Source organism: Phenylobacterium hankyongense, assembly GCF_003254505.1.
Taxonomy (GTDB): domain Bacteria; phylum Pseudomonadota; class Alphaproteobacteria; order Caulobacterales; family Caulobacteraceae; genus Phenylobacterium; species Phenylobacterium hankyongense.
This window is the reverse complement of record NZ_QFYP01000001.1, coordinates 2,925,145-2,952,052: the sequence shown is the minus strand read 5'-3', so window position 1 is coordinate 2,952,052 and position 26,908 is coordinate 2,925,145. Positions and strand designations below refer to the sequence as shown.

The following is a 26,908-nucleotide window of genomic DNA, read 5'->3' as shown; positions in this document are numbered from 1 at the left end:
ACGTTCACTCTCCGTTCCGGGCAAGCTGTGCCGCATGAGGAGTCCCACCATGCGCGTCCTGGCGCTCGCCCTGGCGATGATCCTGATTGCGGCCCCGGTTGCGCTCGCCGGGCCCCTGCCCGACTTCGCCTGGAACACGCCCTATCCGGCCGTCAGCGCCGGGCTCGCCGCCCGCGGCTATCACCCGGAGCGCGTCCCAAACCGCGACCACATCGCCTGCGAGGACCACCCCGGCCTCTGTGAGCGCCACCCGGAAACCTGGACCTGCAACGACGATACCGAGGATTCCTGCGACCTGGTCTGGCGCGCGCCGGACCGCTCGGTCGTGCTCGTCAGCGTCTCGGACCGCGGCGGCCCGGCGCCGGTGTTCAACCGCCTCCGGGCGGCCACCCGCGCGGAGGAGGACGCCATGTTCAAGCCTCGTCCCCAGTTGCCGGACTTCCGCTCCAAGACGCCCTACCCCGTGGTGCGGCGCGCCCTGATCAGGCAGGGCTACCGGCCCCAGCCGCTGGACCAGGCCGACTGCGCGTCGAACCGGGAAGAGGTCTGCCGGCGCTTCCCGGAGAACGAGTCGTGCTCCGGCACTGGGGTCGGCTCCTGCCTGTTCGTCTTCCGCCGGGTCTCGGACGGCGCGCTCGCCGAGGTCGAGACCGCGGACCGCGGCGTTCCGCTCGGCTTCCACGGCTTCTTCCTGATGGACCCCGCCGACGCCAGGTCGCTGAAGCTCGCGCAGCCGCGCCGCTGAGCCCGCCGCCGCTCCATCAGGGCGCCTGATAGGTCTTGCGCGCGGCCTCCAGCGCCTGGCGAAGCGCCTCGGAGCTGATCTTCGCCGGGACCTTCTGGCGGTCACGGGCATAGTGCGAGAACCCGTCGACGTCCGGCAGGCTCGACCACTCCCGCGCCAGCTTGCCCTGCACCGCCTCGATCGGCGCCTGCCCCGCCACGTACTGGTCGAAGTTGCGCTTGGTCAGCAGTTGGCGCCCCAGCCGGTCCTGCAGTTCCGGCGTGAACAGCTCCCGGCCCGTGAGCCCGAGGCGCGGCGCCAGTTCGACGATGTTCTGCCGCTGGATCTGGTATCGGCCCATGGCGTCCGAGACGCCGGCCGCCTGGTGCGAGGCCTGCAGCCGCTGGATTTCGTCCAGCGTCATCCCGGTCAACGGCTTGCGGCCCTCTGCCGGGTCGCGGCGGAGGTAGCCGTACGGCACGTCATAGCCTGAACTGAAACCCGCCTTGCGCGCCTGCTCGTCGGTCGTGCCCTCGGCGCCCGCGATCGTATCGAGCACCAGCTTGTCGCCCCGCGTCACCGCCGGGAGGTGCGGATTGTGCGGGTCACGTCCCCAGACGTAGTCCGCCGCCTGCGCCGCAGCGTCCTCGCCGTTCGTGGAGGCGTCGGACGCCGACAGCCCCTGCCAGGCCGCGTGGTCCTGCGCCTGCCGCGCGTCGGCGATGTCCTGGGTACGCCGCCGGTACCAGGCGTCGAGGTCCTCCGGCGGCGCGCCAAGGGGTTCCGGGCGTGGGTCCGCCATGGGGTCATCTCCTGCAGATTGGGGTGGGTGGCGCGAGCCGCCGCCCGTCCGCGGGCGCAGTCATCAACGCTGCACCTAAGCTACCAGAATTTACGCGAAAGTCAAGAACAAACCACGAACATTTTTGCCCCCAACGTTCCGGGAACCAAGCTTTGCCGTTGGCGTTTTCCGGTTGGGCGCCAGGGGGAGTCGACATGCCGCAAAGCCACACCCGCTTCGAAGCCGAGCTGCTCGACGCCGTGCCCTTCCTGCGGGCGTTCGGCCGCACCCTCTGCGGCGACCCCGAGCAGGCCGAGGACCTGGCCCAGGACGCGGTGGTCAAGGCCCTGCAGAACCGCGCCCAGTTCCAGCCCGGCAGCAACCTGCGCGCCTGGCTGGCGACCATCCTGCGCAACCTCTTCTACTCCGCGTCCCGCCGCCGGAAGTTCCACGGCGAGTACAACCCCGAGTTCGCCGAACGCACCCTGGTGGCGCCCGACGACCCCTGCGCCGTCGCCGAGCTGGAGGACGTCCGCCGGGCGCTCGCCATGCTCCCGGCCTTCCAGCGCGAGGCGCTGATCCTGGTCGGCGCCGGCGGCATGTCCTACGAGGAAGCGGCGCAGATCGCCGGCGTCCCGCTGGGCACGGTGAAGAGCCGCGTGCGCCGCGCCCGCGACGAGCTGCAGGCCATCGTCTTCGAGGGCCGGCCGGCCCCGGCGCCGCGCACCGCCGAGCCCCTGCTCGCCCTCGTCGACGACTTCGACCGCTTTCGGGCCCGCGCCGCTTGACCTGACGTCGACGGCGCCGCTCTTCCCGCCAGTCCCCAAGAGTTCGGAGTGGTCATGGATAAGCGGCGCGTCGGCGAGTTTTCGGTTTCGGCCATCGGCCTGGGCTGCATGAGCCTCAGCCACGCCTACGGCGCCCCGCCGCCGCGCGAACAGGCCGAGCGGGTGCTGAAGGGCGCGCTCGACGCCGGCTACACGTTCTTCGACACCGCCGCCGTCTACGGCCTGGGCCATAACGAGACCCTGGTCGGCGAGGCGCTCAAGGGCCGCCGCGGCGACTACGTGCTGGCCTCGAAGTGCGGCATCACCAACGCCGCGGCGACCGAGCGCGGCATCGACGGCCGCCCGGAGACCCTCAAGGCCACCTGCGAGGGCAGCCTGAAGCGCCTCCAGACCGACGTCATCGACCTCTACTACCTGCACCGCTGGGACCGCAGCGTCCCCATCGAGGACAGCGTCGGCGCCCTGGCCGAGCTGGTGGCCGAGGGCAAGATCCGCGCGATCGGCCTCTCGGAGGTCTCCGCCCCGACCCTGCGCCGCGCCCATGCGGTCCACCCGATCGCCGCCCTGCAGACCGAATACTCGCCCTGGACCCGCAATCCGGAGATCGCCGTCCTCGACGCCTGCCGCGAGCTGGGCGTGGCCTTCGTCGCCTTCTCGCCGGTCGGCCGCGGCTTCCTGGCCGGCGGCGTCCGCGACGTGGCCCAGCTCGAGCCCGGGGACTTCCGGCTCGGCATGCCGCGCTTCCAGGGCGAGGCGTTCGCCGCCAACCTCGCGCTCTTCGACCGCTTCGCCGACCTGGCGCGCGAGGCCGGCTGCACGCCGGCCCAGCTGTGCCTCGCCTGGCTGCTGCAGAAGGACGAGATCATCGTCCCCATCCCCGGCACCACCAACCCCGACCACATGGCCGAGGACGCCGCCGGCGCCGAGGTCCGCCTGTCGGCCGACGTCGTCCAGCGCCTGGAGGCCCTGGTCAACGACCGCACCGTCACCGGCCCCCGCTACGCCCCGGCCATGCAGGCCAGCGTCGACACCGAGGGCTAGGGAGGCGCGGCGGCGAGGATGTCCAGCGCCACCTTCAGCACCGCCTCCAGCCGCAGGCCCTCGCGCTCGCCGCCGCCGGCCTCGCGCGGGGTCAGCTCCTGGCCGCAGATCCGGTCGCAGGCGCCGATCAGGTCGGCCTGCTCCAGCAGCTGGCGCCGATAGAGCGCAAGCCGCGTCGCCGCCTGCTTGCGCCCCGCGCCCTGCCGCAGCACCTGCGCCAGCGACGGCCCGCCCGGCAGGCTCCCCGGCTGCACCTCCAGCGTCGAGCCGATCGACGCCTCGGCCGCCGCGAGCCTGTAGCACTCGCCGTAGCGCTCTCCGGCCGCCAGCTGGCGCGCCGTCAGCCGGCCCTTCTTCGCCAGCCAGTCCAGCCCGCACTGCCGCCGGTAGGGCGTGTCGCGCGCCCCAGGTTCTTTCGCGAACGCCGCGCCCCTGCTGCGCGACAGCGCCACGGACTCAGCCACGCCGTCGGTCACTGCCCGCGCCTGCGCCCGCGCCTTCTCCCGGCGTTCCAGCATCAGCAGCCGTTCGCGCGTCGCCCGCGCGGGATCGTAGGCGCGTCCCATGCGCGGCCCTCCTCGTCTCGGTTGGATTGTCAGCGGCCACCGCGGGCCACCACCGCGTCGGCCAGCCGGTAGACCGCCTCGCCCGCCGCCCGGTCGCCCTCGATCACCACCAGGCCGGCGGCTGTATGCGCCAGGAGCTCGCGCAGGAAGGCCGGCCGGTCCGCCGCCTTCCGCCGGCCCAGCGCCCGCGCCACCATCTGCGCGGCGTCCTCCGCCTCGGCGCTCATCGGGGCCGGTCCGGCAAGGCGGGATAGCCGCCCTGCGCCATCACCGCGCGGACATGCTCGGCGTGGCGCGCGAACCGCGGCCGCATGGCGTCCGCGCCGCCGCCGCCGCGCTGCTGGAACAGCCGCTCCAGCCGCGCGGCCACCGCGGTCCCCAGCCCCAGCTGGACCCGCGCCGCGCCCGGCGGCGTCCCCCCGTGACGCAGCGCCGCATACGATATACTCGCCATAGTGGCGGAAACCTGATTTCCTGTCGTCATGCGTGAAATGTAAGAAAGTTACAGGGGTTGCGCAAATATTTTCTGTAAGTAAATTACAGGGACAAATGACCGCAGACCCGATCACCGATCACCGCTTCCAGCGCCTGCGCGAGGCCCGCCTCGCCAAGGGCTTCGACACCGCCGCGGCGGCGGCGGACGCCTTCGGCTGGAACCGCAACACCTACGCCTCCAACGAGAACGGCAACGCGGTCTTCTCCTATCGCCGGGCCAAGGAATACGCCGGCGCCTTCGGCGTGCGCCCGGAGTGGCTCTATGACGCCGCCGGGCCGATGCTCCCGGCCACCGCCGCGGGCTTCGTGCCGATCGTCGGCCGGGTCGGCGCCAACCCCGACGGGGTCGTGCTGTTCGCCACCGGCCAGGAGGCGGGCGACCTCGCGCCGATCCCCCCGGGCGGCACCGACAAGGCCGCGGCCCTGCGGGTGGTCGGCCACTCCATGCGCGGCGTGGCCGACGACGGCGCCCTGATCTATTTCGAGGACCAGCGGACGCCGCCGACCCCCGACATGCTGGGCCACGTGGTGGTCGTCGAGGTCGACACCGACGAGGTCCTGGTCAAGCGCCTCCTGCGCGGCTCCCGCGGCGGCGTCTTCGATCTGGAGAGCGTCGCCGGCCCGACCCGCCACGACGCACACCTGCGCTGGGCCGCCCACATCACCGCGATCATCCCGCCCTACCAGGCCCGCCGGATCATCCGCGGCGCGGGCTGACAGCCTCCCATCGCAAATCTGCTACAACGAATTTTTGGCGGCAGAACGTAAGTAACATACACTTGCGCAATGACCAAGGATTTCGAGCTCCAATCGCTGGTCGCGGCGGCCCGCGCCGAAGCGGCCTGCCGCGCCCGGACGGCCGCTCGCGAGGCGGACCGCTACCGCGGCGTCGCCTGGTCCGGGCTCGGCCCCGACACGATCCAGGAGCCCTCGCCGGAAGCCGTCGCCGTCGTGCGCCTGGACGCGCTGCACCGGTGGCGCGCCAGCCGGCCGGGCCGGCTGCTCGCCGCCCTGGCGGAGGCCCAACGCGCCGCGGCCGAGATCCACGCCGCCGCCGATCGGGCCCGGGCGAGCGTCAGCCGCGGCCTCGACGCCGAGGCCGCCCGCTGCGCCGCCGCGGTCCACGCCTTGCAGAGCAAGGCGCAGGCCCTGCTCGCCGCCGCCCGCCAGGCCGCCGCGGCCATGGACGCCGCCGCGCCCGGCGCCTTAACTGGCGGGGCATGTGCAACGAATACCGCTTCAAGCAGTCCCTCGACCGGATCACCGACGAGTTCAGCAAGCTGAGGCTGCCGCTGCACTGGGCCGGCGGCGCGCCGAACCTCGAGCCCCGCGATTCGATCCGCCCCACCGATCCGGCCCCGGTCATCATCGGATCGCCGGACGGCGCCGAGCTGCGGCAGCTGCGCTGGGGCTTCGCCCAGCCCAGGGGCGGGCCGGTGATCAACTTCCGCTCGGACGGCCGCCGCTTCCCCAGCGGCCGCTGCTTGGTCCCGGCCGACGGCTTCTACGAGTTCACCGGCGACAAGGCGCCGAAGGCCAAGTGGCTGTTCACCAGCACGGAGGCTGAGCTGTTCTGCATCGCCGGCCTGGTCCGCGACGACCGTTTCACCCTGCTGACCACCGCGCCGGGCCCCGACATCGCGCCCTACCACGACCGCCAGATCGTCATCCTGCCCCGCGACCAGTGGGCCGCCTGGCTGGGTCCGGCCCAGGCGCAGCCGCCGATCCGGCCCCTCCCCGCCGGCAGCCTGGCGGTGGAGAAGATCCGCTAGGCCCCCGCCCAACCCCACGTTGTGGGCCGGGCGCAGGCGCCCTTCGCAAGCGCGGTCGAACGGGGTATCAGGAATCTCGATTCAACCGTCCGCAGTCGCGCGCCAGAAACTCCGAGGGCTTCGACCATCGCTGCGCCAGAGGGAGAACTGACGAGCCCCGGTCGCGTGAGGCCGTGGCTGAGGGCGGCGCGGCCGCACCAGTGGTCCAAGAACCTGCTGGTTCTGGCGCCCGTGGCGCTGGGCTGGTCGCAACTGTCGACGCCGCGCCTCGTCGACGCCCTTTTCGCCCTGCTGCTGCTCTGCGCCGCCAGCTCGCTCACCTACATGCTCAACGACGTGATCGACGTCGAGGCCGACCGGCTGCACCTCACGAAGCGGCGGCGGCCGTTCGCCTCGGGCCACCTGGCCCGCCGTCACGGCGTGGCGCTGGTGGCCGTCGGCCTGCCGATCGTCCTGCTGCTGGGCTGGCTGATCTCGCCGGCGGTCGCCGCCAGCCTGGCGGCCTATTGCGCGCTGACGCTGGCCTATTCGTTCTGGCTGAAGCGCATCGCCGTCACCGACGCCTTCGTGATCGGCGCGCTCTTCACCATGCGGCTGGTGGTCGGCACCACCGCGGCGACGCTGGAATGGTCGGCCTGGTTGCTGACCTTTTCGGTGTTCTTCTTCTCGTCCCTGGCGCTCGCCAAGCGGCACACCGAGCTGGTGGGCGCCGGGCCCCACGCCACCGGCGCCGTGCCCGGCCGCGGCTACCGCTATGAGGACCGCAGCCTGACCCTGGTCCTCGGCGTGGCGGCCTCCACCGCCTCGGTGCTGATCGGCGTCCAGTACCTCATGGCGGAGGTGTTCCCGCGCGGGGCCTACGCCCACCCGCTCTGGCTGTGGGCCGCCCCGCCGCTGATCTTCCTGTGGGTCGGCCGCATCTGGCTGCTCGCCAATCGCGGCGAGATGCACGACGACCCGGTGGTGTTCGCCCTGACGGACCCGGTGAGCCACGGCCTGGGCGCCGGGATGGTGATCGCCTTCCTGCTCGCCCTGCTATGACCGGTTTCCAGGCCACGTCGGAGCTGAGCTCCTGGGGCCGGGTGGTGCGCGCCCGCCAGGATGTCGTGCGCCCCCACTGGCGCGACCAGTTGGCCGCAGCCGTGGAGGAAGCCGGAGCGCGGCCGGAGGGCGGCCTGGCCGTCGGCCTGGCGCGATCCTACGGCGACAGCGGGCTGAATTCCGGCGGTGCGGTGATCGCCATGAGCGGGCTCGACCGGGTGCACTCGTTCGACCCCGCCACCGGCGTCGTGCGGGCCGATGCGGGAATGTCGCTGGACGCCCTCATCGGCCTGGCCCTGCCGCACGGCTGGTTCCCGGCTGTCGTGCCGGGCACCCGTTTCGTGACGCTCGGCGGCGCCATCGCCAACGACGTCCATGGCAAGAACCATCACGACGCCGGGACCTTCGGACGCCACGTCCGCCGGCTGGCCCTGCGCCGCACCGACGGCTCCGTTCGGGAGCTCACGCCTGACGATCCCTCGGGCCTGTTCGCCGCCACGGTCGGCGGCCTGGGGCTCACCGGCGTGATCGCCTGGGCGGAGCTTCAGCTCAGCCGGTGGGCGGGCGCCTTCCTGGACTCCGAGGACATCGCCTTCCGGGGCCTTGACGCCTTCTTCGCCCTGTCGGCGGAAAGCGTCCGCACCCACGCCTATACGGCGGCCTGGGTGGACTGCACGGGCCGCGGCCGCAACCTTGGCCGGGGCATCTTCTCGCGCGCCAATCCCTCGCCTGATCCGCGTCGAACCCTGCATCGGCCGCCGCGCGTAAGCATCCCTGTGGATGCCCCGGCCGCGCTGCTGAACCCCCTCACGCTGCGCGCCTTCAACGCCGGCTATTTCGCGCTCAAGGCCGCGCGCGCCGGCCGCCGCCAGGCCCACTACGACAGCGTCTTCTTCCCGCTGGACGCCATCGGCGCCTGGAACCGCCTCTATGGCCGCGCCGGCTTCTACCAGTACCAGTGCGTCGTCCCGCCGGCCTCGGCCCGCGACGCCGTGGCCGAGCTCCTGGCGCAGATCGCCGCCAGCGGCGAGGGCTCGGTCCTGGCGGTGCTCAAGACCTTCGGCGCCCTGCCCTCGCCCGGCCTGCTGTCCTTCCCCATGGAGGGCACGACCCTGGCCCTCGACTTCCGCAATCGCGGCGAGCCGACCCTGAAGCTGTTCGACAGGTTCGACGCCATCGTGCGAGAGGCCGGGGGCCGTCTCTATCCGGCGAAGGATGGGCGCATCGGCGCCGGCATGTTCCAGGCCGGCTATCCGCAGCTCGCCGCCTTCGCCCCGCACGTCGATCCCGGCCTCACCTCGAATTTCTGGAAGCGCGTCAAATCATGAGCGGCCAACCCCGCCGGATCGTCATCCTCGGCGCCACCTCCGCCATGGCCGAGGCGACCGCCCGCCTCTACGCCGCCGAGGGCGCGGCCCTGGTGCTGGTCGGACGCCGCCTCGACCGCCTGGAGGAGATCCGCGCCGACCTGCTGGCGCGCGGCGCCTCGGCTGCGGAAGCCGTCGCCGCCGACCTCGCCCGGCCTGACGCTGCGGCCGATCAGCTGGCCGCCTGGGCGGGACCGCAAGGCGCGGACGCCGTCCTGCTGTTCTACGGCGTGCTCGGCGACCAGGCGCAGGCCGAGCGCGATCCCGCCATCGCCCGCGAGATCCTCTCGGTCAACTTCACCAGCGCCGCCGAATGGTGCCTGGCCGCCGCCAACCTGCTGGAGGCCCAGCGCCGCGGGGCGCTGGTGGTGATCGGCTCGGTGGCCGGCGACCGCGGGCGCCAGTCGAACTACGTCTACGGGGCGGCGAAGGCCGGCCTGGGCGTGCTGGTGCAGGGCATCGCCCACCGCCTGGCGCTGCGCAACACCGGCGCGCGCGCCGTCCTCGTCAAGCCGGGGTTCGTCGACACCCCGATGACCGACGGCCTGCCCAAGGGCGGACCGCTGTGGGCCAAGCCGGAGGCGATCGCCCGCATCGTCCGCGCCTCGGCCCAAGGCGGCGGCCCGGTGGTCTACGCCCCCTGGTTCTGGCGCTTCATCATGCTGATCATCCGGCTCGTTCCGGCCCCCCTGTTCCACAAGCGTCCGCTGTGAAGACCGTCATCGTCACCGGCGCGGCCGGCCTGGTCGGCCAGAACCTGATCGTGCGGCTGAAGGCCCGCGGCTACCGGGTCGTCGGCATCGACAAGCACCCCGCCAACACCGCCCGCCTGCGCGAGCTGCACCCGGACATCCAGGTGATCGAGGCCGACCTCGCCCAGCCGGGGCCGTGGGCCGACGCCTTCGCCGGGGCCGACGCCCTGGTGCTCAACCAGGCGCAGATCGGCGGCCTGGAGCGCGGCCCGTTCGTCGCCAACAACGTCATCGCCACCGAACACATCCTCGAGGCCGCGCGCCGGCACGGCGTGCCCTATTTCGTGCACATCTCGTCGTCGGTGGTCGCCTCCCAGGCCCGGGACCTCTACGTCGAGACCAAGACCGCCCAGGAGAAGCTGGTCGACGCCTGCGAGATGCCCCACGTGGTCCTGCGCCCGACGCTGATGTTCGGCTGGTTCGACCGCAAGCACCTGGGCTGGCTGCGCCGCTTCCTGGACCGCAGCCCGGTCTTCCCGGTGCCGGGCAGCGGCCGCTTCCGCCGCCAGCCGCTCTACGCCGGCGACTTCACGGCGATCATCGTCTCGGCGCTGGAGCGGCGGATCACTGGGACCTACGACATCTCCGGCCGGACCGAGCTCGACTACGTCGACATCATCCGGATGATCAAGCGGATCACCGGCGCCCGCGCGGCCATCGTGCACATCCCCTTCGGCCTGTTCTGGGCCCTGCTGTGGCTCTACGCGCGCTTCGACCGCGACCCGCCGTTCACCGTCCACCAGCTCGAGGCGCTGGTGATCCCCGAGGTGTTCCCGGTGATCGACTGGCCGGCGATCTTCGACGTGCAGGAGACGCCCCTGGAGGCGGCGCTGACCGAAGCCTTCTGCGACCCGCGCTACAGCCAGATCGTGTTGGACTTCTGAGCATGGTCAAGACGGTCATCATCGGCGCCGGCGCCATGGGCCTCGCCGCCGCCCACTACGCCGCCGGCCTGGGGCACGAGGTCGATGTGGTGGAGGCCGACGCCGTCGCCGGCGGCATGGCCGCGCACTTCGATTTCGACGGCCTGTCGATCGAGCGCTTCTACCACTTCGTCTGCAAGCCGGACCTCCCCACCTTCCGCCTGCTGGAGGAGCTGGGGCTGGGCGGCGCCATGCGCTGGCGCCCGACCTCCATGGCCTATTTCAAGGGCGGACGGCTGCACAAGTGGGGCGATCCGCTGTCGCTGCTGGCGACCGGCCTGCTGAACCCCATCGAGAAGCTCCGCTACGGGGTCCAGATGTTCCTGACCTCGCGACGCCGGAGCTTCGACGACCTCGAGAACGTCTCCGCCAAGGCCTGGATCGAGCGCGGCGCGGGACGCAGCGTCTACGACAAGCTCTGGCGTCGGCTGATGGAGCTGAAGTTCTACCAGTACGCCGACGACGTCTCCGCCGCCTGGATCGCCACCCGCGTCCGCCGGGTCGGCAACTCCCGCAAGTCCCTGTTCCAGGAGGAGCTGGGCTATATCGAGGGGGGCTCCCAGACGCTGGTCGACGCGCTGGTGGCCTCCATCGAGCGCCAGGGCGGCCGGATCCACTTGGCCACCCCCGCCGAGCGGATCGAGACCGCCGACGGCCGGGTCATCGGCGTGGCGGCGGGCGGGCGCCTGTTCCGCGCCGACGCGGTGATCAGCACCGTGCCGACGCCCTTCGTCTCGCGGATCGCCCCGGACCTGCCGGAGGCCTCGAAGGCCGCCTACGACGCGATCCGCAACATCGGCGTCATCTGCGTCGTCCATAAGCTGAAGCAACCGGTGTCGCCGCACTTCTGGGTCAACATCGTCGAGCCGGGCATCGACATCCCGGGCGTCATCGAGTTCTCGAACCTGCGTCCGACCCCGCAGCCGATCGTCTACGTCCCCTACTACATGCCCACCGACAATCCGAAGTGGTCCTGGACCGACGCCCAGCTGATCGAGGAAAGCTTCGGCTATCTGCGCCGGATCAATCCCGACCTCACCGAGGCGGACCGGCTGTCGAGCAAGGTCGGCCGCCTGCGCCACGCCCAGCCGCTGTGCGAGCCAGGGTTCGCGGCTCGGATCCCGCCGATCCGCACCCCGATCGCCGGCCTGCAGATCGCCGACACCTGCTTCTACTATCCCGAGGACCGCGGCGTCTCCGAAGGCGCCCGCCTCGCCCGCGAGATGGCGCTGGCCATCGGCACGGACCACCAGCCACGACGGGAGCCGGTCTACGAATGAAGCCGCCAGGTCTCTCCGCCGTCAGCCGGATACCCCCCAGCTGGGCGCTGTTCGCCTTGCCGGCCCTGATGCTGGCGTGGACCGTCCACGACATCGTCGCCACCTATTCGGCCGTCCCGTTCAACGACCAGTGGGCGAACATCTGGTGGTGGCGGGAGATCCTCAAGAACGGCCTCACCTGGAGCTACCTGTTCTCGCAGCATAACGAGCACCGGATCCTGTTCCCGCGCCTGGTGTTCCTGGCCGACCTGAAGTGGTTCCAGGGCCGCGACATCCTCAACCTGGTCGTCATCGGCCTGATCCAGCTGGGCGCCGCGGCCTTCTACCTCACGGCCGCCGACCTCAGGCGGCTGCGCCCGCTGGGCGTGCTGGGCGCCGCCACCGCGGTCGGGATGATGGTCTCCCTCCTGCAATGGGAGAACTTCTTCTGGGGTTTCCAGGTGCAGTTCGTCGGCGTCTACGCCGCGGGCGCCTGGGCGATCTACCTGTTCTGCGTCGCCAGCGAAGAATCGGGAGGCGTGCGCTGGCCGACTCTCCTCGGGGCGCTGGCGGTGCTCACGCTCGCCACCTTCAACATGGCCAACGGCGTGTTCGCCGGGATCGCCATGGTGCTGGTCTCGGTGGTGACCCGACGCGGCCTGAAGGCCGCCCTGATCGCCGCGGTTGCGACGGCGGTGCTGACGGCGATCTACCTGCACGGCTACCAGCCGGTAGCCTTCCACTCGCCGCCGTCGTTGGCGATCCAGCATCCGGGGCGCTACCTCAGCTACGTCGCCGCCTACATCGGCAACACCTGGGCGCAGGACAGCGTGATCCGGGCCCAGGTCATGGGCCTGGTGGGCGTCGCGCTCACCGCCGCCATGGTCGTGGCGGTCTATCGCGACGGCGGCCGCCATCCGGGCCGCGCGGCCCTGCTGGGCGTCGTCCTATTCATCGGCATGAGCGCGGCGGCGACCAGCCTCGGCCGGCTGATATTCGGCGTCGAGCAGGCGCTCTCGTCCCGCTACGTGACGCCGACCTCGCACTTCTGGGCGGCCCAGGCGCTGTTCTGGGCGCTGACCGCTCAGGACAGCCGTTCGATCGCCCGCAAGCTGGCGGTCGGCGCCGCGGTGGGCCTCGCCTTCATCATGCTCATCCCGCTCCAGAAGCTCGGCCGCGATCAGGTCCTCGGCACGCGCGAGCGGATCGAGCTGGGAGCCAGCGTCTTGCTCAGCAGCGCGCCCGACGAGGCGGCGATGAAGCAGATCTATCCCGAGGCCAGCATGGTCGAGGACCTCGCGCCGTTCCTGCGCGAGCAGCGCCTGTCGGTGTTCGCCGACGACCCGGGCTATGTGGTGGGGGCTCCCTTCGCGCTGAAGGTCACCGCGCCCGAGGAGCGCGTCTGCCGTGGGGCCTTCGACCGGCTGAATCCGGAACCGCAGGGCGGGGCCGGCTGGCGCGCGGACGGCTGGGGCTGGGACCGCAAGCGCCGCAGCATTTTCCATCACATCGTGCTGGTCGACGACACCGGCCACGTGGTCGGCGTCGCGGGCCCCGGGGGCACGCCCAGGGGCGACGTGCGCAAGGCGGTTCGCCAGGTCCGGACCCTCGACTCCGGCTGGGTGGCGTCGGCGATCCGCGGCTCCGGCCGCGAGGTCGTGGCCTACGGCCTCACCCGCGACGGGCGGGCGTGCGAGCTCGGGCGCAAGGCCTGGCCGCAGTGACCGCCGCCTCGTTCCGCCGGCTGGTCGGCTTCTATTTCAACGGCGTGTTCGCCAAGTTCCTGCTGGCCGGCGGCCTGGCGGCTGCGGCCAATTTCGCCGCGCGTCTGGTTCTGCAGCCGTGGACGGGCTTTGCCGCGGCTGTGGTGCTCGCCTACCTGGTGGGCTTCGTCACCGCCTTCGTCCTCAACCGGGCGTTCGTCTTCCCCGCATCGGGCAAGCCGCTGCGGCACGAGGTGGCGTGGTTCCTGGTCTTCAACCTGATCGCCTTCCCTGTCGTCGTGGGGGTCGCCATCCTGTTGCGCGACCACCTGTTCGGCCGGTTCCTGGCGCCCGGCCCGGCCGAGACCGTGGCCCATGCCTGCGCCATCCTGACGCCGGTGGTGTTCAACTTCGCCGCCCACCGGCTGGTCACCTTCCGGGCCGGCGAGGCCCGGCGCTGAGCCGATCAGCGCGCGGGAAGATCCGCCGAGGCGGGGCGACCGACTGCGTTGCGGATCGGGGCGCTACCCTTCGCAAGGGAAGGTGAACGCGGTATCACGCACGCGATGGACCGATCCGAAGTCGCGCAGGCGGCGCTCCCGGGCGCGCGTTCACACAGGGGCCGCAGGCTTTCCGTGGTCATTCCCATGCACAACGAAGAGGCGGTCCTGGCCGCCCTCTTCGAGCGACTGGACGCCGCCATGGCCGACCTGGGCGTCGAGCTGGAGATCGTCTGTGTCGACGACGGCAGCCGTGACGGGACGTTCGAGTTGCTGACGGCGCGCGCGGCCACCGACCGCCGTCTCCGGATCCTGGCCCTGTCGCGCAACTTCGGCAAGGAAGCGGCGCTGACGGCCGGCTTGAGCGAGGCCACCGGCGACCTCGTCGTCCCGTTCGACGCCGACCTCCAGGACCCCCCCGAGCTGATCGCCGAGTTCCTGGCGCTCTGGGAGCAGGGCTACGACGTCGTCTATGGCGTCCGCGCCGACCGGCGCAGCGACACGCGCCTGAAGCGGCTCAGCGCCACGCTCTTCTACCGGGTGTTCAATGCGCTGTCCGACCATCCCATTCCGGCCAGCACCGGCGACTTCCGGCTGATGGATCGCAAGGTCGTCGACGCCCTCATGCAGCTTCCCGAGCGCAACCGCTTCATGAAGGGGCTGTTCGCCTGGGTCGGCTATCGGCAGGTCGGCGTGCCCTATGTGCGACCGGCGCGCGCGGCCGGAGCAAGCTCCTGGGGCTACTCCAAGCTCTGGCGGTTCGCCCTGGACGGCGTCACGTCGTTCAGCACCGCGCCCCTGAGGATCTGGACCAGCGTCGGCGTCGTGGCCGCCCTGCTTGCGGTGCTTTACGGGCTCGTGCTCATCGTGCGGGTGCTGTTCATCGGCCGCGACGTGCCCGGCTACGCCTCGATGATGGCCGTGATCCTGTTCGGCTTCGCCCTCCAGATGATCGCCTTCGGGGTGATCGGCGAATACGTCGGACGCGTCTACGAGGAGGTCAAAGGCCGGCCACTCTACATGGTCCGCGAACGCGTCGGGTTCGACAGCTAGGTCATGGACCGGGAAATCTACAACCGGATGCGCGACCTGGAGCAGGGCCATTGGTGGTTCACCGCCCGGCGTGAAATCCTGGCCAGCGAGATCTCCCGCCTGCCCCTGCCGGCCGAGGCGGAGGTCCTGGAAGTCGGCTGTGGCACCGGCGGAAACCTGCAGATGCTCTCCCGGTTCGGGCGGGTGCGTGGGATCGAGCCGGATGCCGAGTCGCGCGACTACGCGGCCCAGCGCACCGGCGTCGCCATCTCTGCCGGGACCCTTCCCGACCAGTTGCCGGCGTTCGGCACCAGGTTCGATCTGGTGACCGCCTTCGACGTCGTGGAGCACGTGGACGACGACCGCGGGACCGTCGAGGCCCTGGGTCGGTTGCTCGCCCCGGGCGGCTTCCTCGTCACCACCGTGCCGGCCCACCAATGGATGTGGAGCGCTCACGACGAGCACCATCATCACAAGCGCCGCTATTCACTTGGCGCCTACCGGGCGCTCTTCGAGGACGCCGGCCTGCGACTGCGCCGCGCGACCTATTTCAACTGCCTGCTCTTTCCGCCGATCGCCGCCGTCCGGCTCCTGCGGATCGCCACGGGATCGAAGCATGGCAGCGATGAGGCCGAGGTCGGCGCGCCGCTCAACCGGGTCCTGCATGGCCTGTTCGCCAGCGAGCAGATGCTGCTGCGCCACATGAACCTGCCGTTCGGCGTCTCGATCCTCGCGGTCGCTGATCGCGCGCCGTGACCGCGCCGATCCTGCGTCAGGGCGCCACGTTCGCGTTCGTCGGGCTGACGGCGACGGCCGTGCATGTCGTGACCGCCCTGAGCGCGCGAAGCTGGCTCCAGGCGTCGGCGCTGGAAGCCAACCTGATCGGCTACGGCTTCGCGGTGCTGATCTCCTATTTCGGAAATGCGCGCTTCACCTTCGGCAAGGCGGCGCTGCGGGGCGGCCAGTTCGCGCGCTTCGTGGCGGTGTCACTGTTCGGCCTGGCGCTCAACCAGGCGATCACCTTCGTCGCCGTCAACCGGCTGGGTCTCGACTTCCGGCTCGCCCTCGGCGTCGTCGTGGTCGTGGTCCCCGCCGTCTCGTTCGTGCTGTCCCGGCTCTGGGCCTTCCGGGCGGCCGGCTGATCGGGCGCGGGCCGGCCAGACCTGGTACAGCCGGGTCAGCGCCGCCCACGGGTCGGCGAGCCGCCAGCAAAGGCGACGAAGATCAGCGCCCCGTGAAGCTGAGTCGGTTTGCCCCCCGGCAAAGCTCGGCGGCCCTACGGCAGGTCTTCGGCCAGGATCGCCATCTCGAACATGTAGGAGCCGTCCTCGTCCTCGTCCTGGAAGACGACGCCGATGAACTCCTCGCCGATGTAGACTTCGGCGGAGTCCTTCTGCTTGGGGCGCGGCACGAGGGTGATGCGTGCGTTGGCGAAGGTCCCCCGAAGGTGGCCTTCGATCTTGCGGATAGCTCTCTCGTCCACGCCAACGCTCCTCGGGGCTTCACTGCGCGCGAACCTAGCCGGTCGCGGCGCTCGCGAAAACCTCAGATCACGTAGTCGTACACAGCCTCGGCGAGCGTGTGGTCCATGCTGCGGGCCGGTTCCTCGCAGGTCGGGCAGTTCACCAGCCTCGCCGGGACCCCGGCGGCGGTGCAGCCGGCGGGCACCGGCTTGAGCACCACGGAGCCCGAGGCGACCTTGGCGTAGTCGCCGATGGTGATGTTGCCGAGCACCTTGGCCCCGGCGCCCAGCAGCACGCCCTTGCCGATCTTCGGGTGGCGGTCGCCGCGCTCCGCGCCCGTGCCGCCGAGCGTCACGCCCTGCAGCATGGAGACGTCGTCGCCGATCACCGCCGTCTCGCCGATGACGATGCCGGTCCCGTGGTCGATGAAGACGCCGCGTCCGATCATCGTCGCCGGGTGGATGTCCACCTGGAACAGCTCGCTCATCCGGCTCTGGAGGTAGAAGGCCAGGGTGTCGCGGCCCTCGCGCCACAGCCAGTGGGCCACCCGCTGGGTCTGCAGCGCCAGGAAGCCCTTGAAGAACAGGAACGGCTGGACATAGCCCTTGCAGGCGGGATCGCGCTCGAACACCGCGATCAGGTCCGCCTCGGCCATCTCCACCAGGCTCGGGTCGCTGTCGTAGGCCTCCTCGGCGATCTCGCGCAGCGTCATGCCGCGCAGCTCCTGGTCGCCGAGCTTGCGGGCCAGCTGGTAGGACAGCGCGCCGCCCAGGGTCTTGTGGTTCAGGATCACCGCGGCCAGCAGCGAGGCGAGCGCCGCCTCGGTCTTCGCCGCGGCATAGGCCTCGTTGCGCAGGGACGCCCAGACGGGCGGCGCAGATGCCGGATCGATCACTTCCAGGCGCTGGCTCATCGCATCCTCCCGCACCATCAGCCTCTCCCTATCCTAGCATTGCGCGCACCAGCGCGTCCGGCAAAGCGCCCTCACGGGCCATATGGTAGGCCCGCAGCAGCATCGCCACCGTCAGCACGTCCTGCAAATGCCCGGCCAAGGCGGCGTCCAGCACCTCGCGGAAAGGCGCGCGCGCCAGGGCGATCTCCTCGGTGTCGTCGGCGTGGTGGCCGGCTCCGCCTTCGCTGAGACCGAGCGCCAGATAGCCGATCGCCCGCTCGTCGGTCACCGAGTTGGAGAGCTGCACGCTCATCACCTGGCGCCAATCCGCCGCGACCAGGCCGGTCTCCTCCGCCAGTTCGCGCCTGGCGCCGTCCAGCGGATCCTCGCCGAGCGGTGAGCCGCCCTCGGGGATCTCCCAGCTGTAGTCGGCGAGCGCGAAGCGGCTCTGGCCCACCAGCGTCACCGTGCCGTCGTCGTGCAGCGGCAGGACGGCGATCGCCAGGTTCTTGAAACCCACCATGCCGTACTGCGCCGGCCGCCCGGTGGGCGCGGTCGCCTCGTGATGGCTCACCCGAATCCACGGATTCTCGTAGACCACCAGCTCGGGGCCGCGCATCCAGGGGGTTCCGTGGGGCCGAAGCCAGGTCGGTCTTTGCGACATGCTCTCAACTAGGCTTGCGCCGCCATCCGGCGCACCCATAAAGAGCCGGACCGGCTCGGTCTTTCAGAAAATGAGGCGCCCCACGTGACTGTCGCCCTGCCGCCGGCGCCGGAGTTCGGCGCGCCCGTGGATGTTGCGCCGACCCCGGAAGTGCTGCGCTTCCTGGCGCTGCGCCGCTCGACCTCCGCCGTGACCCTGATGGCCCCCGGGCCCACCGAGGAGGAGCTGGCGATCCTGCTGCGCCTCGCCACCCGCGTGCCCGACCACGGCAAGCTCGCGCCCTGGCGGTTCGTCATCCTGGAGGGGGACGGCAAGGCGCGCTTCGCCGCACGCCTCGAAGCCGTCGCCACCGAGCGCGGCGACGCCACGGCCGCCGCCAAGCTCGCCAAGCTGAAGATCCCGCCGCTGGCGGTGGCGGTGATCTCCTCGCCGCGGCCGGCCGCCATTCCGGAGTGGGAGCAAATTCTGTCGGCCGGCGCGGTCGGCGCCACCCTCACCTATGCGGCCCTGGCCATGGGCTACGGTGCGAACTGGATCACCGACTGGTACGCCTACGACCCGCAGGCGCGCACGATCCTCGGCCTCGCCGAGCAAGAGCGGGTGGCCGGATTCATCCTGATGGGGACCCCGCGCGAGCCGCCGCTGGAGCGGGAGCGGCCGGACCCGGCGGCGCTGACCACCCGCTGGACCGGCTGAGGCGCGGCCTTCAAGGCCGCCGCCCCAAAACACAACGGCCGGACGGCGCATGACGCCGTCCGGCCTGAGGTGACACGCCCGAGGAGAGATGGGCCAGCCAGATATATGCCCCCTCGGCGGGTTTGGAAAGCCCGATGCGCGCGGCCGCCTGAGCAGCCCCGTCTTTTCGCCTCAGAGGAGAGTGAGTCCGCGCCAGTCCTCGCCCGCCAAATGCTGAGCAGGCCTCGCGGGGAGCCTTCGGTTACGCGCGTTCGTCTTGAATTTCCAAGTATTCCCCGCCCGCCGGCCCGCGGGCGACCTGCCGGTGGCCCCGCCCGACCTCAGCCGCGGCCGCGATACGGCGCCACGCCCTGGTCCGGCAGCCACAGGCCGTCGGGAACCGCGCCGCTCTGCCAGAAGACGTCGATCGGAATGCCGCCGCGCGGAAACCAGTAGCCGCCGATCCGCAACCAGCGCGGCGCCAGCTCCGCCACCAGCCGCAGGCCGATGGCGACGGTGCAATCCTCGTGGAAAGCCCCGTGATTGCGGAACGAGCCGAGGTAGAGCTTCAGCGACTTCGACTCCACCAGCCATTCAGCCGGCGCGTAGTCGATCACCAGGTGGGCGAAGTCCGGCTGGCCGGTCACCGGGCAGAGCGAGGTGAACTCCGGCACGGTGAAGCGGGCCAGGTACAGGGCGTCGGGGTGCGGGTTGGGCACGCGCTCCAGCACCGCCTCGTCCGGACTCGCAAAACCCCGCGCGTCGCGGCCGAGCTGGGTGAGATGGGTCTCTTCCATGCCGGCGGCTTTAGCCGCTACAGGTGGCCTGAACAACGGGAGGCGCCGATGGCCAGCGACGATTTCAGCGGATTCGTGGTGGTGGTGACCGGGGCCTCGACCGGATTGGGCCGCGCCGTCGCGGTGGAGACCGCCAGCCGCGGGGCTCGCGCGGTGGTGGTCAACTACGCCAGCAGCATCGCCGAGGCCGAGGAGACCGCCCGTCTGGTGGAGGGCTGCGGGGCCCAGGCGGTGCTGGTCCAGGGCAACGTCGCCCTCGACGAGAATTGCCGCCGGATCGCCGCCGCGGCCGAGCCGTTCGGCCGGATCGACGCCCTGTTCAACAACGCCGGCGTGACCCGCTTCGCCGCCCACGCCGACCTCGACGCGGTCTCCGCCGAGGACTTCCACGACCTCTATGCGGTCAATGTCGTGGGCGCCTACCAGATGGTCCGCGCCTGTCGCGCCCTGCTGGAGGCCGCGCCGCAGCCGGGCGCGGTGGTCAACACCGCCTCGATCGCCGGCGTGACCGGGATCGGCTCGTCGATTCCCTACGCCGCCTCGAAGGGCGCGCTGACCACCATGACCCTGTCGCTGGCGCGGGCCCTGGCGCCGAAGATCCGCGTCAACGCCGTCTGCCCCGGCTTCATTGACACCCCCTGGTTCGGCAAGGGCATGGCCGAGGGAAGCATCGAGCGCATGCGGACGGCGGTAGCCGCGGCCACGCCGCTCAAGGCCGCCTCCACCGCGGAGGACATCGCCGGCGCCACCGTCTTTCTGGCCTCGCCTGCGTCGCGGCACGTGACCGGCGAGACTCTGCTGGTCGACGCCGGCACGCACCTCGGCTATGCCCCGCTGGTCGCCCGCTAGGCGTCCAATTTGCAGGCGCCCGCCTCTGCCGGCGCCCGAAAACCGGTCACCTAAACGATGCTCGCTGCGCGCCCCGCGGGTCGCTTTGATCTGGACGGTGTCGCCGCGAGGATGGCGGCGCACGGTCGCTTCCGGAGGCGAGGCGGCCGGAGACAAGGGGATAGACAATGAAAACGATCAAGATCGCGCTGCTGGCCGCGAGTGCGGCGCTGGCCCTCGGCGGCGCGGCGCACGCCGAAGACCGCCCGCTCGGCCTGACCTTCAACGCCGGAGCCGCCACCGACTACGTGTTCCGCGGCATCAGCCAGACCAACAACAAGGCCGAGGCCTTCGCCGGCGCCGACATCACGGTCGCCAAGATCGGCTATGCGGGCGTCTGGCTCTCGAACGTCGACTTTCTCAACGGCACCCGGCTGGAATCCGACTTCTACGCCGGCGTGAAGCCGACGCTGGGCCCGGTGGCGTTCGATTTTGGCGTGATCTACTACGGCTACAACCCGAAGCCGTCCGGTCCGGACGAGGCCTACACCGAGTGGAAGGCCCTGGCCTCGGTTCCCGTTGGCCCCGCGACGCTCGGCGTCGGCTATTACCATTCGCCGGAATTCCCGTTCAAAACGGGTGAGGCCAACTATTACGAAATCAACGCCGCCGCGCCGATCCCGAACACCAAGTTCAGCGTCAGCGCCGCCCTCGGCAAGCAGGAAGTCGTCGGACCGCTCGACTACACCACCTGGAACGCCGGCGTCGGCTACGCCCTTACCGACAAGGTCGGCCTCGACGTGCGATACTGGGACACCGACCAGCACAACTTCGGCAAGATCTACGAACCGAAGCTGGTGGCCAGCGTCAAGGCCACGTTCTAGCTCGACTTTTTGCGATTGAGATGAGAAGCCGCCGTGGACCTCCGCGGCGGCTTTTCCATTTGCGCCGGGTGTCCGCACTTCCTAAGGTCGCCGCGTTCCGCCGGTAGCGCAAGAAGCGCGCGGAACGCATCCCAAGCGGAGCGAACCCCGGCGAGTTCATTGGCCGGTCGCACGTCCAAGTCTATGTTGCGCAAGTCTATGTTGCGGATTCGAAGCGTGAACGGAGTGCGACGCATGGAGCGGATGGCTTTCAGGGCCCAGACCATCGTCGCCGACGTGGTCATCGCCGCCTTCGCCTTCGCCTTCGCCTACCTCGTGGCGCCGTCCGGACTTCCCGGCTTCGGCCTCGACGGGGCCCCCTCCCTCAACGTGGTGCAGCTGGTGGTGCTCTACGCCGCCCTGGCGGCGGGCTTCACGATGCTGTTCCGGCGGGAGCTGTCGCCCTGGCGCTACGCCTCGATCCCCGACGCCCTGGTGCTGGCGCGCATCGCGCTGCTCACGGTCGGCGTGTTCCTGCTGTGGGTGTTCGTCCTCGACCGCGCGCGCGGCCTGCCGCGCTCCACCCTGTTCATGGCTCCTATCTTCCAGATGGTGGGCTCGATGGGCGTACGGATCCTGCGGCGCGCCCTGCATGAGCACGCCCTCGACTCCTTCTCGCCGCTGAAGACCATCTCCGACCGGGTCACCCAGTCGCCGTCCCTGCTGCTGATTGGCCCCCCGTCGCTGGCCGACACCTACCTGCGCGACGTCGCCCGCAGCCATGACCGCACCTATACGCCGGTCGGCATCGTCGGCCCGGACGCCCGCGACGTGGGCCAACAGGTGCGCGGCGTCTGCATCATCGAATGCCTCGACAACCTCGACGAGGCGCTGGCCGACCTGCGCCGCTGGAACCGCTATCCGCGCGCCATCCTCTTCCTCGAAGAGCCCGGCCGGCTGAAGGGCCTCACCGCCGACCAGCTCGGCCGCTTGAAGAACGACGGCATCCGCCTGCTGCGCCTGCCTTCCATCGTCGAGCTGGCGCAACACGACGGCGTCACCCTGTTGCCCATGCGGGAGATCAACATCGAGGAGCTTCTGGCTCGCGAGCCCATCGAGCTCGACCGTCACGCCATCGGCAACCTGATCCGCGGTCGACGCGTGCTGGTCACCGGGGCCGGCGGCTCCATCGGGGCCGAGCTCGCCCGGCAGGTCGCCGCCTTCCAGTGCGCCCACCTGACCCTCATGGACTTCTCCGAGACCTCGCTGTTCGAGATTGAGCGGGAGATGGCCGAGATCTTCCCGCACGTGCCGCGCAAGGCTGTGCTCTGCGACGTGCGCAACGCCACGCGGGTCACCAACGTCTTCCTGCAGGAGACGCCGGACCTGGTCTTCCACGCCGCGGCGCTGAAGCACGTGTCGATGGTCGAGCGCCATCCCTGCGAGGGCGTGCTTACCAATGTCATCGGCACCTGGAACGTCGCCGAGGCGGCGAAGGCCTGCGGCGCCGGCCAGATGGTGCTGATTTCCACCGACAAGGCGGTCGACCCGACCAACGTCATGGGCGCCACCAAGCGGCTGGCGGAATCGGTCATCCAGGCCCAGCAGACCATCGGCAAGGGCACGCGCTTCTCGGCCGTGCGGTTCGGCAACGTCCTGGGCTCCGCCGGCTCGGTGGTGCCGATCTTCAAGTCGCAGATCGAGCGCGGCGGGCCGGTCACCGTCACCCACCCGGACATGGAACGGTTCTTCATGACCATTCCGGAGGCGGCCCAGCTGGTGCTGCACGCCACCGCCACCTGCGCCGAGGGCGAGGGTCGCGACGCGCGCCTGTTCCTGCTGGAGATGGGCGAGCCGGTGCGGATCATGGACCTGGCCCGCCAGATGATCGCGCTTTCCGGCCGCACGCCGGGCAAGGACATCGAGATCGAGATCACCGGCCTGCGGCCCGGCGAGAAGCTCACCGAGGCGCTGCTGGACGAAACCGAGCGCTCCCTGCCGTGCGCGCCGAAGGTGATGGAGGTGGTCTCCAACTCCGCCATCCGCATCAACGCCAACCACCTGGCCGAGGTCGAGGCCCTGGCCGAGCGCGGCGATGTCGAGGATGTCCGCCGCGCGCTGTTCGACCTGGTGGCGCAGATCCGCGGCGAACGGCCGGGCGCGGCACCCAACCTGCGCGTCGTCGCCAACGGCTGAGGTCGTCTGGCTGCTGGCATGGAAAGCCGCGCCATGGACGAGCCCCCGGCCCCCGGTGGATCGGCGACACGCGAGGACGTCGCGGCGGCGTTGAGCCGGGCTCCGGCGCCGGTGCGCTTCTCCCGGTGGAATCTGGCGGGCGCAGATCTCAGCGGCCTCGACCTGGCCGGCTGCGAATTCCGCGGCTGCCGCGGCGGTCGGGCCGAGTTTTCGTCGAGCGACCTCACCGAAGCCCGCTTCCAGGATTGCGATCTCAACAACACCCGATGGCGAGGCACGCGGCTGGCGGCGGCGGTCATGGAAGACTGCAAGCTGACCGGCGCGCAGTTCATGGAGGCGGCGACCCTGGGCCTGAGCTTCGCGCGCTGCCTGCTGATCAACGCCTATCTGCGGGGAGTCTCGTTCCGGCGCTGCGAGCTCCAGGGCATCGATTTCCAGGGCGCCGACCTCGTCGGCTGCGATTTCCGCGAGGCGGTGCTGACGGCCTGCAGCCTGCGGGAAGCCAACCTTCTGGACGCGCGGTTCGAGGGCGCAGACCTGCGCGGCGCCGACCTGGGCGCACTGCGCCTCTCCGAGGCCGCACGCTTCAGAGGCGCGGTGGTTTCCAAGCAGCAGGCCGCCGAGCTGCTGAGCGGCCTCGGCCTGAAGGTGGTCTGACGCCGCCTATTCGGCGGCGGCCATCTCCGGCTGGCGCGCGGTCTGCGACAGCCGCTCCACCAGGGCCCGGTATTCGGTCCACAGGGCCGCCGGCAGGTGCTCGCCGAACTTCTCGTAGAACGGCGGGATCAGCGCCGCCTCCTGGCGCCAGATGTCGGCGTCAACGGTGAGCAGGAGCTCGAGCTGATCCTCGCTCAGGCTGAGGCCGGAGACGTCCAGGGCGCCCGGCGCCGGCAGCCGGCCGATGGGGGTGTCGACCGCCTCCGCCCGGCCTTCCAGTCGCTCGACGATCCACTTCAGCACCCGGGCGTTCTCGCCGTAGCCCGGCCAGACGAACTTGCCGCGCTCGTCCTTGCGGAACCAGTTCACGAAATAGATGCGCGGGAGCTTGGCGGGATCGGCGCCCTCGCCCATCGCCAGCCAGTGGCCAAAGTAGTCGCCCATGTTGTAGCCGCAGAAGGGCAGCATGGCGAACGGGTCGCGGCGCAGCTCGCCGATGGCGTTCTCGGCCGCCGCGGTGCCCTCCGAGGCCACGTTGGAGGCCATGAAGACGCCGTGCGCCCAGTCGCGCGCCTCGGTGACCAGCGGCACTGCCGAGGCCCGGCGGCCGCCGAACAGGATGGCGGAGATCGGCACGCCGGCCGGATCCTCCCACTCGCCGGCGATCACCGGGCACTGGCTGGCGTGGACGGCGAAGCGCGCGTTCGGGTGGGCGGCCGGCTCGCTGCCGCCCGGCGTCCAGTCCTGGCCGCGCCAGTCGATGAGGTGGGCCGGCGGCTCGGCCGTCAGGCCTTCCCACCAGACGTCGCCGTCGTCGGTCAGCGCCACGTTGGTGAAGATGCAGTTGGCGTGCAGGGCGTCGATGGCGTTCTTGTTGGTGTCGAGCCCGGTGCCGGGCGCGACGCCGAAGAAGCCGGACTCCGGATTCACGGCGTACAGGCGGCCGTCGTCGCCGAACCGCATCCAGCAGATGTCGTCGCCGATCGTCTCGGCCTTCCAGCCCTTCAGCGTCGGCTGCAGCATGGCCATGTTGGTCTTGCCGCAGGCGCTCGGGAAGGCGGCCGCCACATAGCGCACCTCGCCCTGCGGCGAGGTCAGCTTCAGGATCAGCATGTGCTCGGCCAGCCAGCCCTCGTCGCGGGCCATCACCGAGGCGATCCGCAGCGCGAAACACTTCTTGCCCAGCAGCGCATTGCCGCCGTAGCCGGAGCCGTAGGACCAGATCTCCCGCGCCTCAGGAAAATGGACGATGTACTTGATTTCGTTGCAGGGCCACGGGACATCCGCCTGGCCGTCAGCCAGCGGCATGCCGACCGAGTGCAGGGCCGGCACGAAGAAGCCGTCGTCTCCCAACTGGTCGAGGGCGGCCCGGCCCATCCGGGTCATCACCCGCATGGACGCCGCCACATAGGCCGAATCGGTGATCTCCACGCCGATGGCGCTGATCTTCGAGCCCAGCGGCCCCATGCAGAACGGCACGACGTACATCGTGCGGCCCTTCATGCAGCCCTTGAACAGGTCCATCAGGTCGGCCCGCATCTCCGTCGGGTCGAGCCAGTTGTTGGTCGGGCCGGCGTCCTGCGGCTTCTCGGAGCAGATGAAGGTGCGGCTTTCAACGCGCGCCACGTCGCGCGGGTCGGAGACGGCGTGGAAGGAGTTCGGCCGCTTGGCGGGGTTCAGCCGCTTCAGGGTGCCGGCTTCGACCAGGGTGTCGGTCAGCGCACTCCATTCGGCTTCAGACCCGTCGCACCAATAGACTCGATCAGGTTGGGTAAGCTCGGCGACCTCGCGCACCCACTGGATCAGTTTGGCGTGCTTTGTCGGCGCGGGCTCCAGTCCCGGCACGGTCTGTTGGGTCATACAAGAACGCTCCCTCGCCCCTTTTGATCGCCGGAACCCGTCGGTCGACGCACGATCCATTATTGGACAAACTCTAAGTGCAGAACACGGGCCTGCATACCGCAGGTCACCGCCATTGGTTCCGCCGTCGGCGACAACGCGCCAAATGCCTTTCCGATCAGCGGGATTCGATCACTAAACCTCGACCCGGTTGAGCCCTTGGCTTAACTCAGCCGCGAATCAGGCGTCAGCTTAGAGGTACGGTTCATGGCGATCATGGTGACCGGTTCGGCCGGTTTCATCGGCTTCCACCTGAGCCGACGACTGCTGGAGCGTGGCGACGAGGTGATCGGCGTCGACGACCTGAACGCCTACTACGATCCGACCCTCAAGGCCGCGCGGCTGGCGATCCTGGAGAAGGCGCCCGGCTACCGCCACGCCCGGCTCGACCTCGCCGACCGTCCGGGCATGGCGGCGCTGTTTTCGGAAACCCGGCCCACCGGCGTGGTCAATCTCGCCGCCCAGGCCGGCGTCCGCTACAGCCTCGAGAACCCCGCGGCCTATGTGGACGCCAACGTCGTCGGCTTCCTCAACATCCTGGAGGGTTGCCGCGCGGTGCAGCCGAGGCACCTGGTCTACGCCTCCACGAGCTCGGTCTACGGCGCCAACGGCAAACTGCCGTTCAACGTCCACGACGGGGCCAACCACCCGATCACCCTCTATGCCGCCACCAAGCTGGCCAACGAGGCCATGGCGCATTCCTACGCCCACCTGTTCGGCGTCCCGGCGACGGGCTTCCGCTTCTTCACCGTCTACGGGCCGTGGGGCCGGCCGGACATGGCGCTGTTCAAGTTCACCGACGCCATCCTCAAGGGCCGGCCCATCGACGTCTACGGCGAGGGCAAGATGCAGCGCGACTTCACCTATGTGGAGGACATCGTCTCCGGCCTGGTCGCCGCGCTCGACCGGCCGGCGCAGGTCAACCCGGCCTGGGATCCCCTGAAGCCGGATCCGGCCACCAGCGGCGTCGCCCCCTGGCGCGTCCTCAACCTCGGCAACTCCGAACGGGTGGAGCTGATGCGCTACATCCAGGTGCTGGAGGCGAAGCTGGGCCGCAAGGCCGAGCTCAACCTGCTGCCCATGCAGCCGGGCGACGTCGCCCGCACCGAGGCCGACGTCGAGGAGACCAAAGCCGCCCTCGACTACTCGCCCAGCACCCCGATCGAGGTCGGCGTCGGCAAATTCGTCGACTGGTACCTGGACTACTACGGCGCCCGCGAAGCTTGAGCC

Annotated in this window: 31 protein-coding genes; 22 read left to right on the top strand and 9 right to left on the bottom strand. The window is 70.6% G+C overall.

Features of this window, described 5'->3' with window-relative positions; all coding sequences use genetic code 11:
• Nucleotides 1–49 precede the first annotated feature (49 nt).
• Complete coding sequence (locus tag DJ021_RS14110) at nucleotides 50–745, top strand: hypothetical protein (RefSeq protein WP_111458155.1); 696 nt, start codon at nucleotides 50–52, stop codon at nucleotides 743–745.
• Nucleotides 746–761: 16 nt separating this feature from the next.
• On the opposite strand, the gene DJ021_RS14105 is transcribed toward DJ021_RS14110, so the two are convergent.
• Entirely contained in the window at nucleotides 762–1,526 is a 765-nt protein-coding gene (locus DJ021_RS14105; RefSeq protein ID WP_111458154.1) for a lysozyme family protein, read from the bottom strand.
• Nucleotides 1,527–1,720: 194 nt separating this feature from the next.
• Between DJ021_RS14105 and DJ021_RS14100 the strand changes: the two genes are divergently transcribed.
• Together DJ021_RS14100 and DJ021_RS14095 are read left to right on the top strand one after the other, a co-directional pair.
• The gene (locus DJ021_RS14100; protein WP_111458153.1) at nucleotides 1,721–2,293 is read left to right on the top strand and encodes a sigma-70 family RNA polymerase sigma factor; all 573 of its coding nucleotides are present in this window, start codon (nucleotides 1,721–1,723) and stop codon (nucleotides 2,291–2,293) included.
• Between the two features lie 54 nt (nucleotides 2,294–2,347).
• Nucleotides 2,348–3,334 carry an aldo/keto reductase gene (locus tag DJ021_RS14095; protein WP_111458152.1) on the top strand — a complete coding sequence of 329 codons (987 nt, stop codon included), beginning with the start codon at nucleotides 2,348–2,350 and terminating at the stop codon, nucleotides 3,332–3,334.
• Here the strand turns inward: DJ021_RS14095 and DJ021_RS14090 are convergent.
• Genes DJ021_RS14090 through DJ021_RS14080 form a run of 3 tightly spaced genes read right to left on the bottom strand, consistent with a single transcriptional unit; the run spans nucleotide 3,331 to nucleotide 4,354 of the window.
• On the bottom strand, nucleotides 3,331–3,900 hold the full coding sequence (locus DJ021_RS14090) for a hypothetical protein (protein WP_111458151.1): 570 nt from the start codon (nucleotides 3,898–3,900) through the stop codon (nucleotides 3,331–3,333). The two genes, DJ021_RS14095 and DJ021_RS14090, sit on opposite strands and share 4 nt — an antisense overlap.
• Before the next feature lie 29 nt (nucleotides 3,901–3,929).
• The gene (locus tag DJ021_RS14085; protein ID WP_111458150.1) at nucleotides 3,930–4,127 is read right to left on the bottom strand and encodes a hypothetical protein; all 198 of its coding nucleotides are present in this window, start codon (nucleotides 4,125–4,127) and stop codon (nucleotides 3,930–3,932) included.
• Complete coding sequence (locus tag DJ021_RS14080) at nucleotides 4,124–4,354, bottom strand: hypothetical protein (protein ID WP_111458149.1); 231 nt, start codon at nucleotides 4,352–4,354, stop codon at nucleotides 4,124–4,126. The genes DJ021_RS14085 and DJ021_RS14080 overlap by 4 nt, the downstream gene beginning before the upstream one ends.
• 95 nt (nucleotides 4,355–4,449) lie before the next feature.
• On the opposite strand from DJ021_RS14080, the gene DJ021_RS14075 reads away from it, so the two are divergent.
• From DJ021_RS14075 to DJ021_RS14020, 13 genes are all read left to right on the top strand, one after another.
• On the top strand, nucleotides 4,450–5,112 hold the full coding sequence (locus DJ021_RS14075) for a helix-turn-helix domain-containing protein (protein WP_111458148.1): 663 nt from the start codon (nucleotides 4,450–4,452) through the stop codon (nucleotides 5,110–5,112).
• 69 nt (nucleotides 5,113–5,181) lie between these two features.
• Nucleotides 5,182–5,679, top strand: coding sequence for a hypothetical protein (locus DJ021_RS14070; protein ID WP_111458147.1), 498 nt, complete (start codon nucleotides 5,182–5,184; stop codon nucleotides 5,677–5,679).
• Nucleotides 5,616–6,167, top strand: a complete 552-nt coding sequence (locus tag DJ021_RS14065; protein ID WP_111458146.1) for an SOS response-associated peptidase — start codon at nucleotides 5,616–5,618, stop codon at nucleotides 6,165–6,167. The genes DJ021_RS14070 and DJ021_RS14065 overlap by 64 nt, the downstream gene beginning before the upstream one ends.
• Nucleotides 6,168–6,332: 165 nt before the next feature.
• A complete protein-coding gene (locus DJ021_RS14060) occupies nucleotides 6,333–7,208 on the top strand; it encodes a UbiA family prenyltransferase (protein ID WP_165837226.1) in 876 nt (291 codons plus the stop codon).
• Nucleotides 7,205–8,536: an FAD-binding oxidoreductase gene (locus tag DJ021_RS14055; RefSeq protein ID WP_111458144.1), complete on the top strand. Its 1,332-nt coding sequence runs from the start codon at nucleotides 7,205–7,207 to the stop codon at nucleotides 8,534–8,536. The genes DJ021_RS14060 and DJ021_RS14055 overlap by 4 nt, the downstream gene beginning before the upstream one ends.
• Complete coding sequence (locus DJ021_RS14050) at nucleotides 8,533–9,288, top strand: SDR family NAD(P)-dependent oxidoreductase (RefSeq protein WP_111458143.1); 756 nt, start codon at nucleotides 8,533–8,535, stop codon at nucleotides 9,286–9,288. Before DJ021_RS14055 ends, DJ021_RS14050 begins: the two co-directional genes overlap by 4 nt.
• On the top strand, nucleotides 9,285–10,211 hold the full coding sequence (locus DJ021_RS14045) for an NAD-dependent epimerase/dehydratase family protein (protein WP_111458142.1): 927 nt from the start codon (nucleotides 9,285–9,287) through the stop codon (nucleotides 10,209–10,211). Before DJ021_RS14050 ends, DJ021_RS14045 begins: the two co-directional genes overlap by 4 nt.
• A gap of 2 nt (nucleotides 10,212–10,213) precedes the next feature.
• Nucleotides 10,214–11,530 carry an NAD(P)/FAD-dependent oxidoreductase gene (locus tag DJ021_RS14040; protein WP_111458141.1) on the top strand — a complete coding sequence of 439 codons (1,317 nt, stop codon included), beginning with the start codon at nucleotides 10,214–10,216 and terminating at the stop codon, nucleotides 11,528–11,530.
• A complete protein-coding gene (locus DJ021_RS18960; RefSeq protein ID WP_165837225.1) occupies nucleotides 11,527–13,233 on the top strand; it encodes a hypothetical protein in 1,707 nt (568 codons plus the stop codon). The genes DJ021_RS14040 and DJ021_RS18960 overlap by 4 nt, the downstream gene beginning before the upstream one ends.
• Nucleotides 13,230–13,673: a GtrA family protein gene (locus tag DJ021_RS18955; RefSeq protein WP_165837224.1), complete on the top strand. Its 444-nt coding sequence runs from the start codon at nucleotides 13,230–13,232 to the stop codon at nucleotides 13,671–13,673. Before DJ021_RS18960 ends, DJ021_RS18955 begins: the two co-directional genes overlap by 4 nt.
• A gap of 105 nt (nucleotides 13,674–13,778) precedes the next feature.
• Nucleotides 13,779–14,765 carry a glycosyltransferase family 2 protein gene (locus tag DJ021_RS14030; protein ID WP_111458140.1) on the top strand — a complete coding sequence of 329 codons (987 nt, stop codon included), beginning with the start codon at nucleotides 13,779–13,781 and terminating at the stop codon, nucleotides 14,763–14,765.
• A 3-nt stretch (nucleotides 14,766–14,768) separates the two neighbouring features.
• Complete coding sequence (locus tag DJ021_RS14025; RefSeq protein WP_111458139.1) at nucleotides 14,769–15,500, top strand: class I SAM-dependent methyltransferase; 732 nt, start codon at nucleotides 14,769–14,771, stop codon at nucleotides 15,498–15,500.
• Entirely contained in the window at nucleotides 15,497–15,886 is a 390-nt protein-coding gene (locus tag DJ021_RS14020; RefSeq protein WP_111458138.1) for a GtrA family protein, read from the top strand. Before DJ021_RS14025 ends, DJ021_RS14020 begins: the two co-directional genes overlap by 4 nt.
• Nucleotides 15,887–16,020: 134 nt before the next feature.
• On the opposite strand, the gene DJ021_RS14015 is transcribed toward DJ021_RS14020, so the two are convergent.
• The 3 genes from DJ021_RS14015 to DJ021_RS14005 all read right to left on the bottom strand — a co-directional run bounded on the left by DJ021_RS14015 (nucleotide 16,021) and on the right by DJ021_RS14005 (nucleotide 17,718).
• On the bottom strand, nucleotides 16,021–16,227 hold the full coding sequence (locus tag DJ021_RS14015; protein WP_111458137.1) for a DUF3126 family protein: 207 nt from the start codon (nucleotides 16,225–16,227) through the stop codon (nucleotides 16,021–16,023).
• Nucleotides 16,228–16,289: 62 nt separating this feature from the next.
• On the bottom strand, nucleotides 16,290–17,120 hold the full coding sequence (cysE, locus tag DJ021_RS14010) for a serine O-acetyltransferase (RefSeq protein ID WP_111459113.1): 831 nt from the start codon (nucleotides 17,118–17,120) through the stop codon (nucleotides 16,290–16,292).
• 28 nt (nucleotides 17,121–17,148) lie between these two features.
• Nucleotides 17,149–17,718, bottom strand: a complete 570-nt coding sequence (locus DJ021_RS14005) for an NUDIX domain-containing protein (protein WP_341538141.1) — start codon at nucleotides 17,716–17,718, stop codon at nucleotides 17,149–17,151.
• A 129-nt stretch (nucleotides 17,719–17,847) separates the two neighbouring features.
• On the opposite strand from DJ021_RS14005, the gene DJ021_RS14000 reads away from it, so the two are divergent.
• Nucleotides 17,848–18,459, top strand: a complete 612-nt coding sequence (locus tag DJ021_RS14000) for a nitroreductase family protein (RefSeq protein WP_111458135.1) — start codon at nucleotides 17,848–17,850, stop codon at nucleotides 18,457–18,459.
• 320 nt (nucleotides 18,460–18,779) lie between these two features.
• Here DJ021_RS14000 and queF read toward each other — a convergent pair whose 3' ends face one another.
• Nucleotides 18,780–19,235, bottom strand: coding sequence for a preQ(1) synthase (gene queF, locus DJ021_RS13995; RefSeq protein ID WP_111458134.1), 456 nt, complete (start codon nucleotides 19,233–19,235; stop codon nucleotides 18,780–18,782).
• Nucleotides 19,236–19,283: 48 nt separating this feature from the next.
• Between queF and DJ021_RS13990 the strand changes: the two genes are divergently transcribed.
• The 4 genes from DJ021_RS13990 to DJ021_RS13975 all read left to right on the top strand — a co-directional run bounded on the left by DJ021_RS13990 (nucleotide 19,284) and on the right by DJ021_RS13975 (nucleotide 23,779).
• Nucleotides 19,284–20,084, top strand: coding sequence for an SDR family NAD(P)-dependent oxidoreductase (locus DJ021_RS13990; protein ID WP_111458133.1), 801 nt, complete (start codon nucleotides 19,284–19,286; stop codon nucleotides 20,082–20,084).
• 167 nt (nucleotides 20,085–20,251) lie between these two features.
• A complete protein-coding gene (locus tag DJ021_RS13985) occupies nucleotides 20,252–20,947 on the top strand; it encodes a TorF family putative porin (RefSeq protein ID WP_111458132.1) in 696 nt (231 codons plus the stop codon).
• A gap of 243 nt (nucleotides 20,948–21,190) precedes the next feature.
• A complete protein-coding gene (locus DJ021_RS13980; RefSeq protein ID WP_165837223.1) occupies nucleotides 21,191–23,122 on the top strand; it encodes a polysaccharide biosynthesis protein in 1,932 nt (643 codons plus the stop codon).
• Between the two features lie 33 nt (nucleotides 23,123–23,155).
• A complete protein-coding gene (locus DJ021_RS13975) occupies nucleotides 23,156–23,779 on the top strand; it encodes a pentapeptide repeat-containing protein (RefSeq protein WP_111459112.1) in 624 nt (207 codons plus the stop codon).
• Nucleotides 23,780–23,785: 6 nt separating this feature from the next.
• On the opposite strand, the gene DJ021_RS13970 is transcribed toward DJ021_RS13975, so the two are convergent.
• Nucleotides 23,786–25,639: a phosphoenolpyruvate carboxykinase (GTP) gene (locus DJ021_RS13970; protein WP_111458130.1), complete on the bottom strand. Its 1,854-nt coding sequence runs from the start codon at nucleotides 25,637–25,639 to the stop codon at nucleotides 23,786–23,788.
• Nucleotides 25,640–25,885: 246 nt separating this feature from the next.
• On the opposite strand from DJ021_RS13970, the gene DJ021_RS13965 reads away from it, so the two are divergent.
• Nucleotides 25,886–26,905: an NAD-dependent epimerase gene (locus DJ021_RS13965; RefSeq protein ID WP_111458129.1), complete on the top strand. Its 1,020-nt coding sequence runs from the start codon at nucleotides 25,886–25,888 to the stop codon at nucleotides 26,903–26,905.
• Nucleotides 26,906–26,908 lie beyond the last annotated feature (3 nt).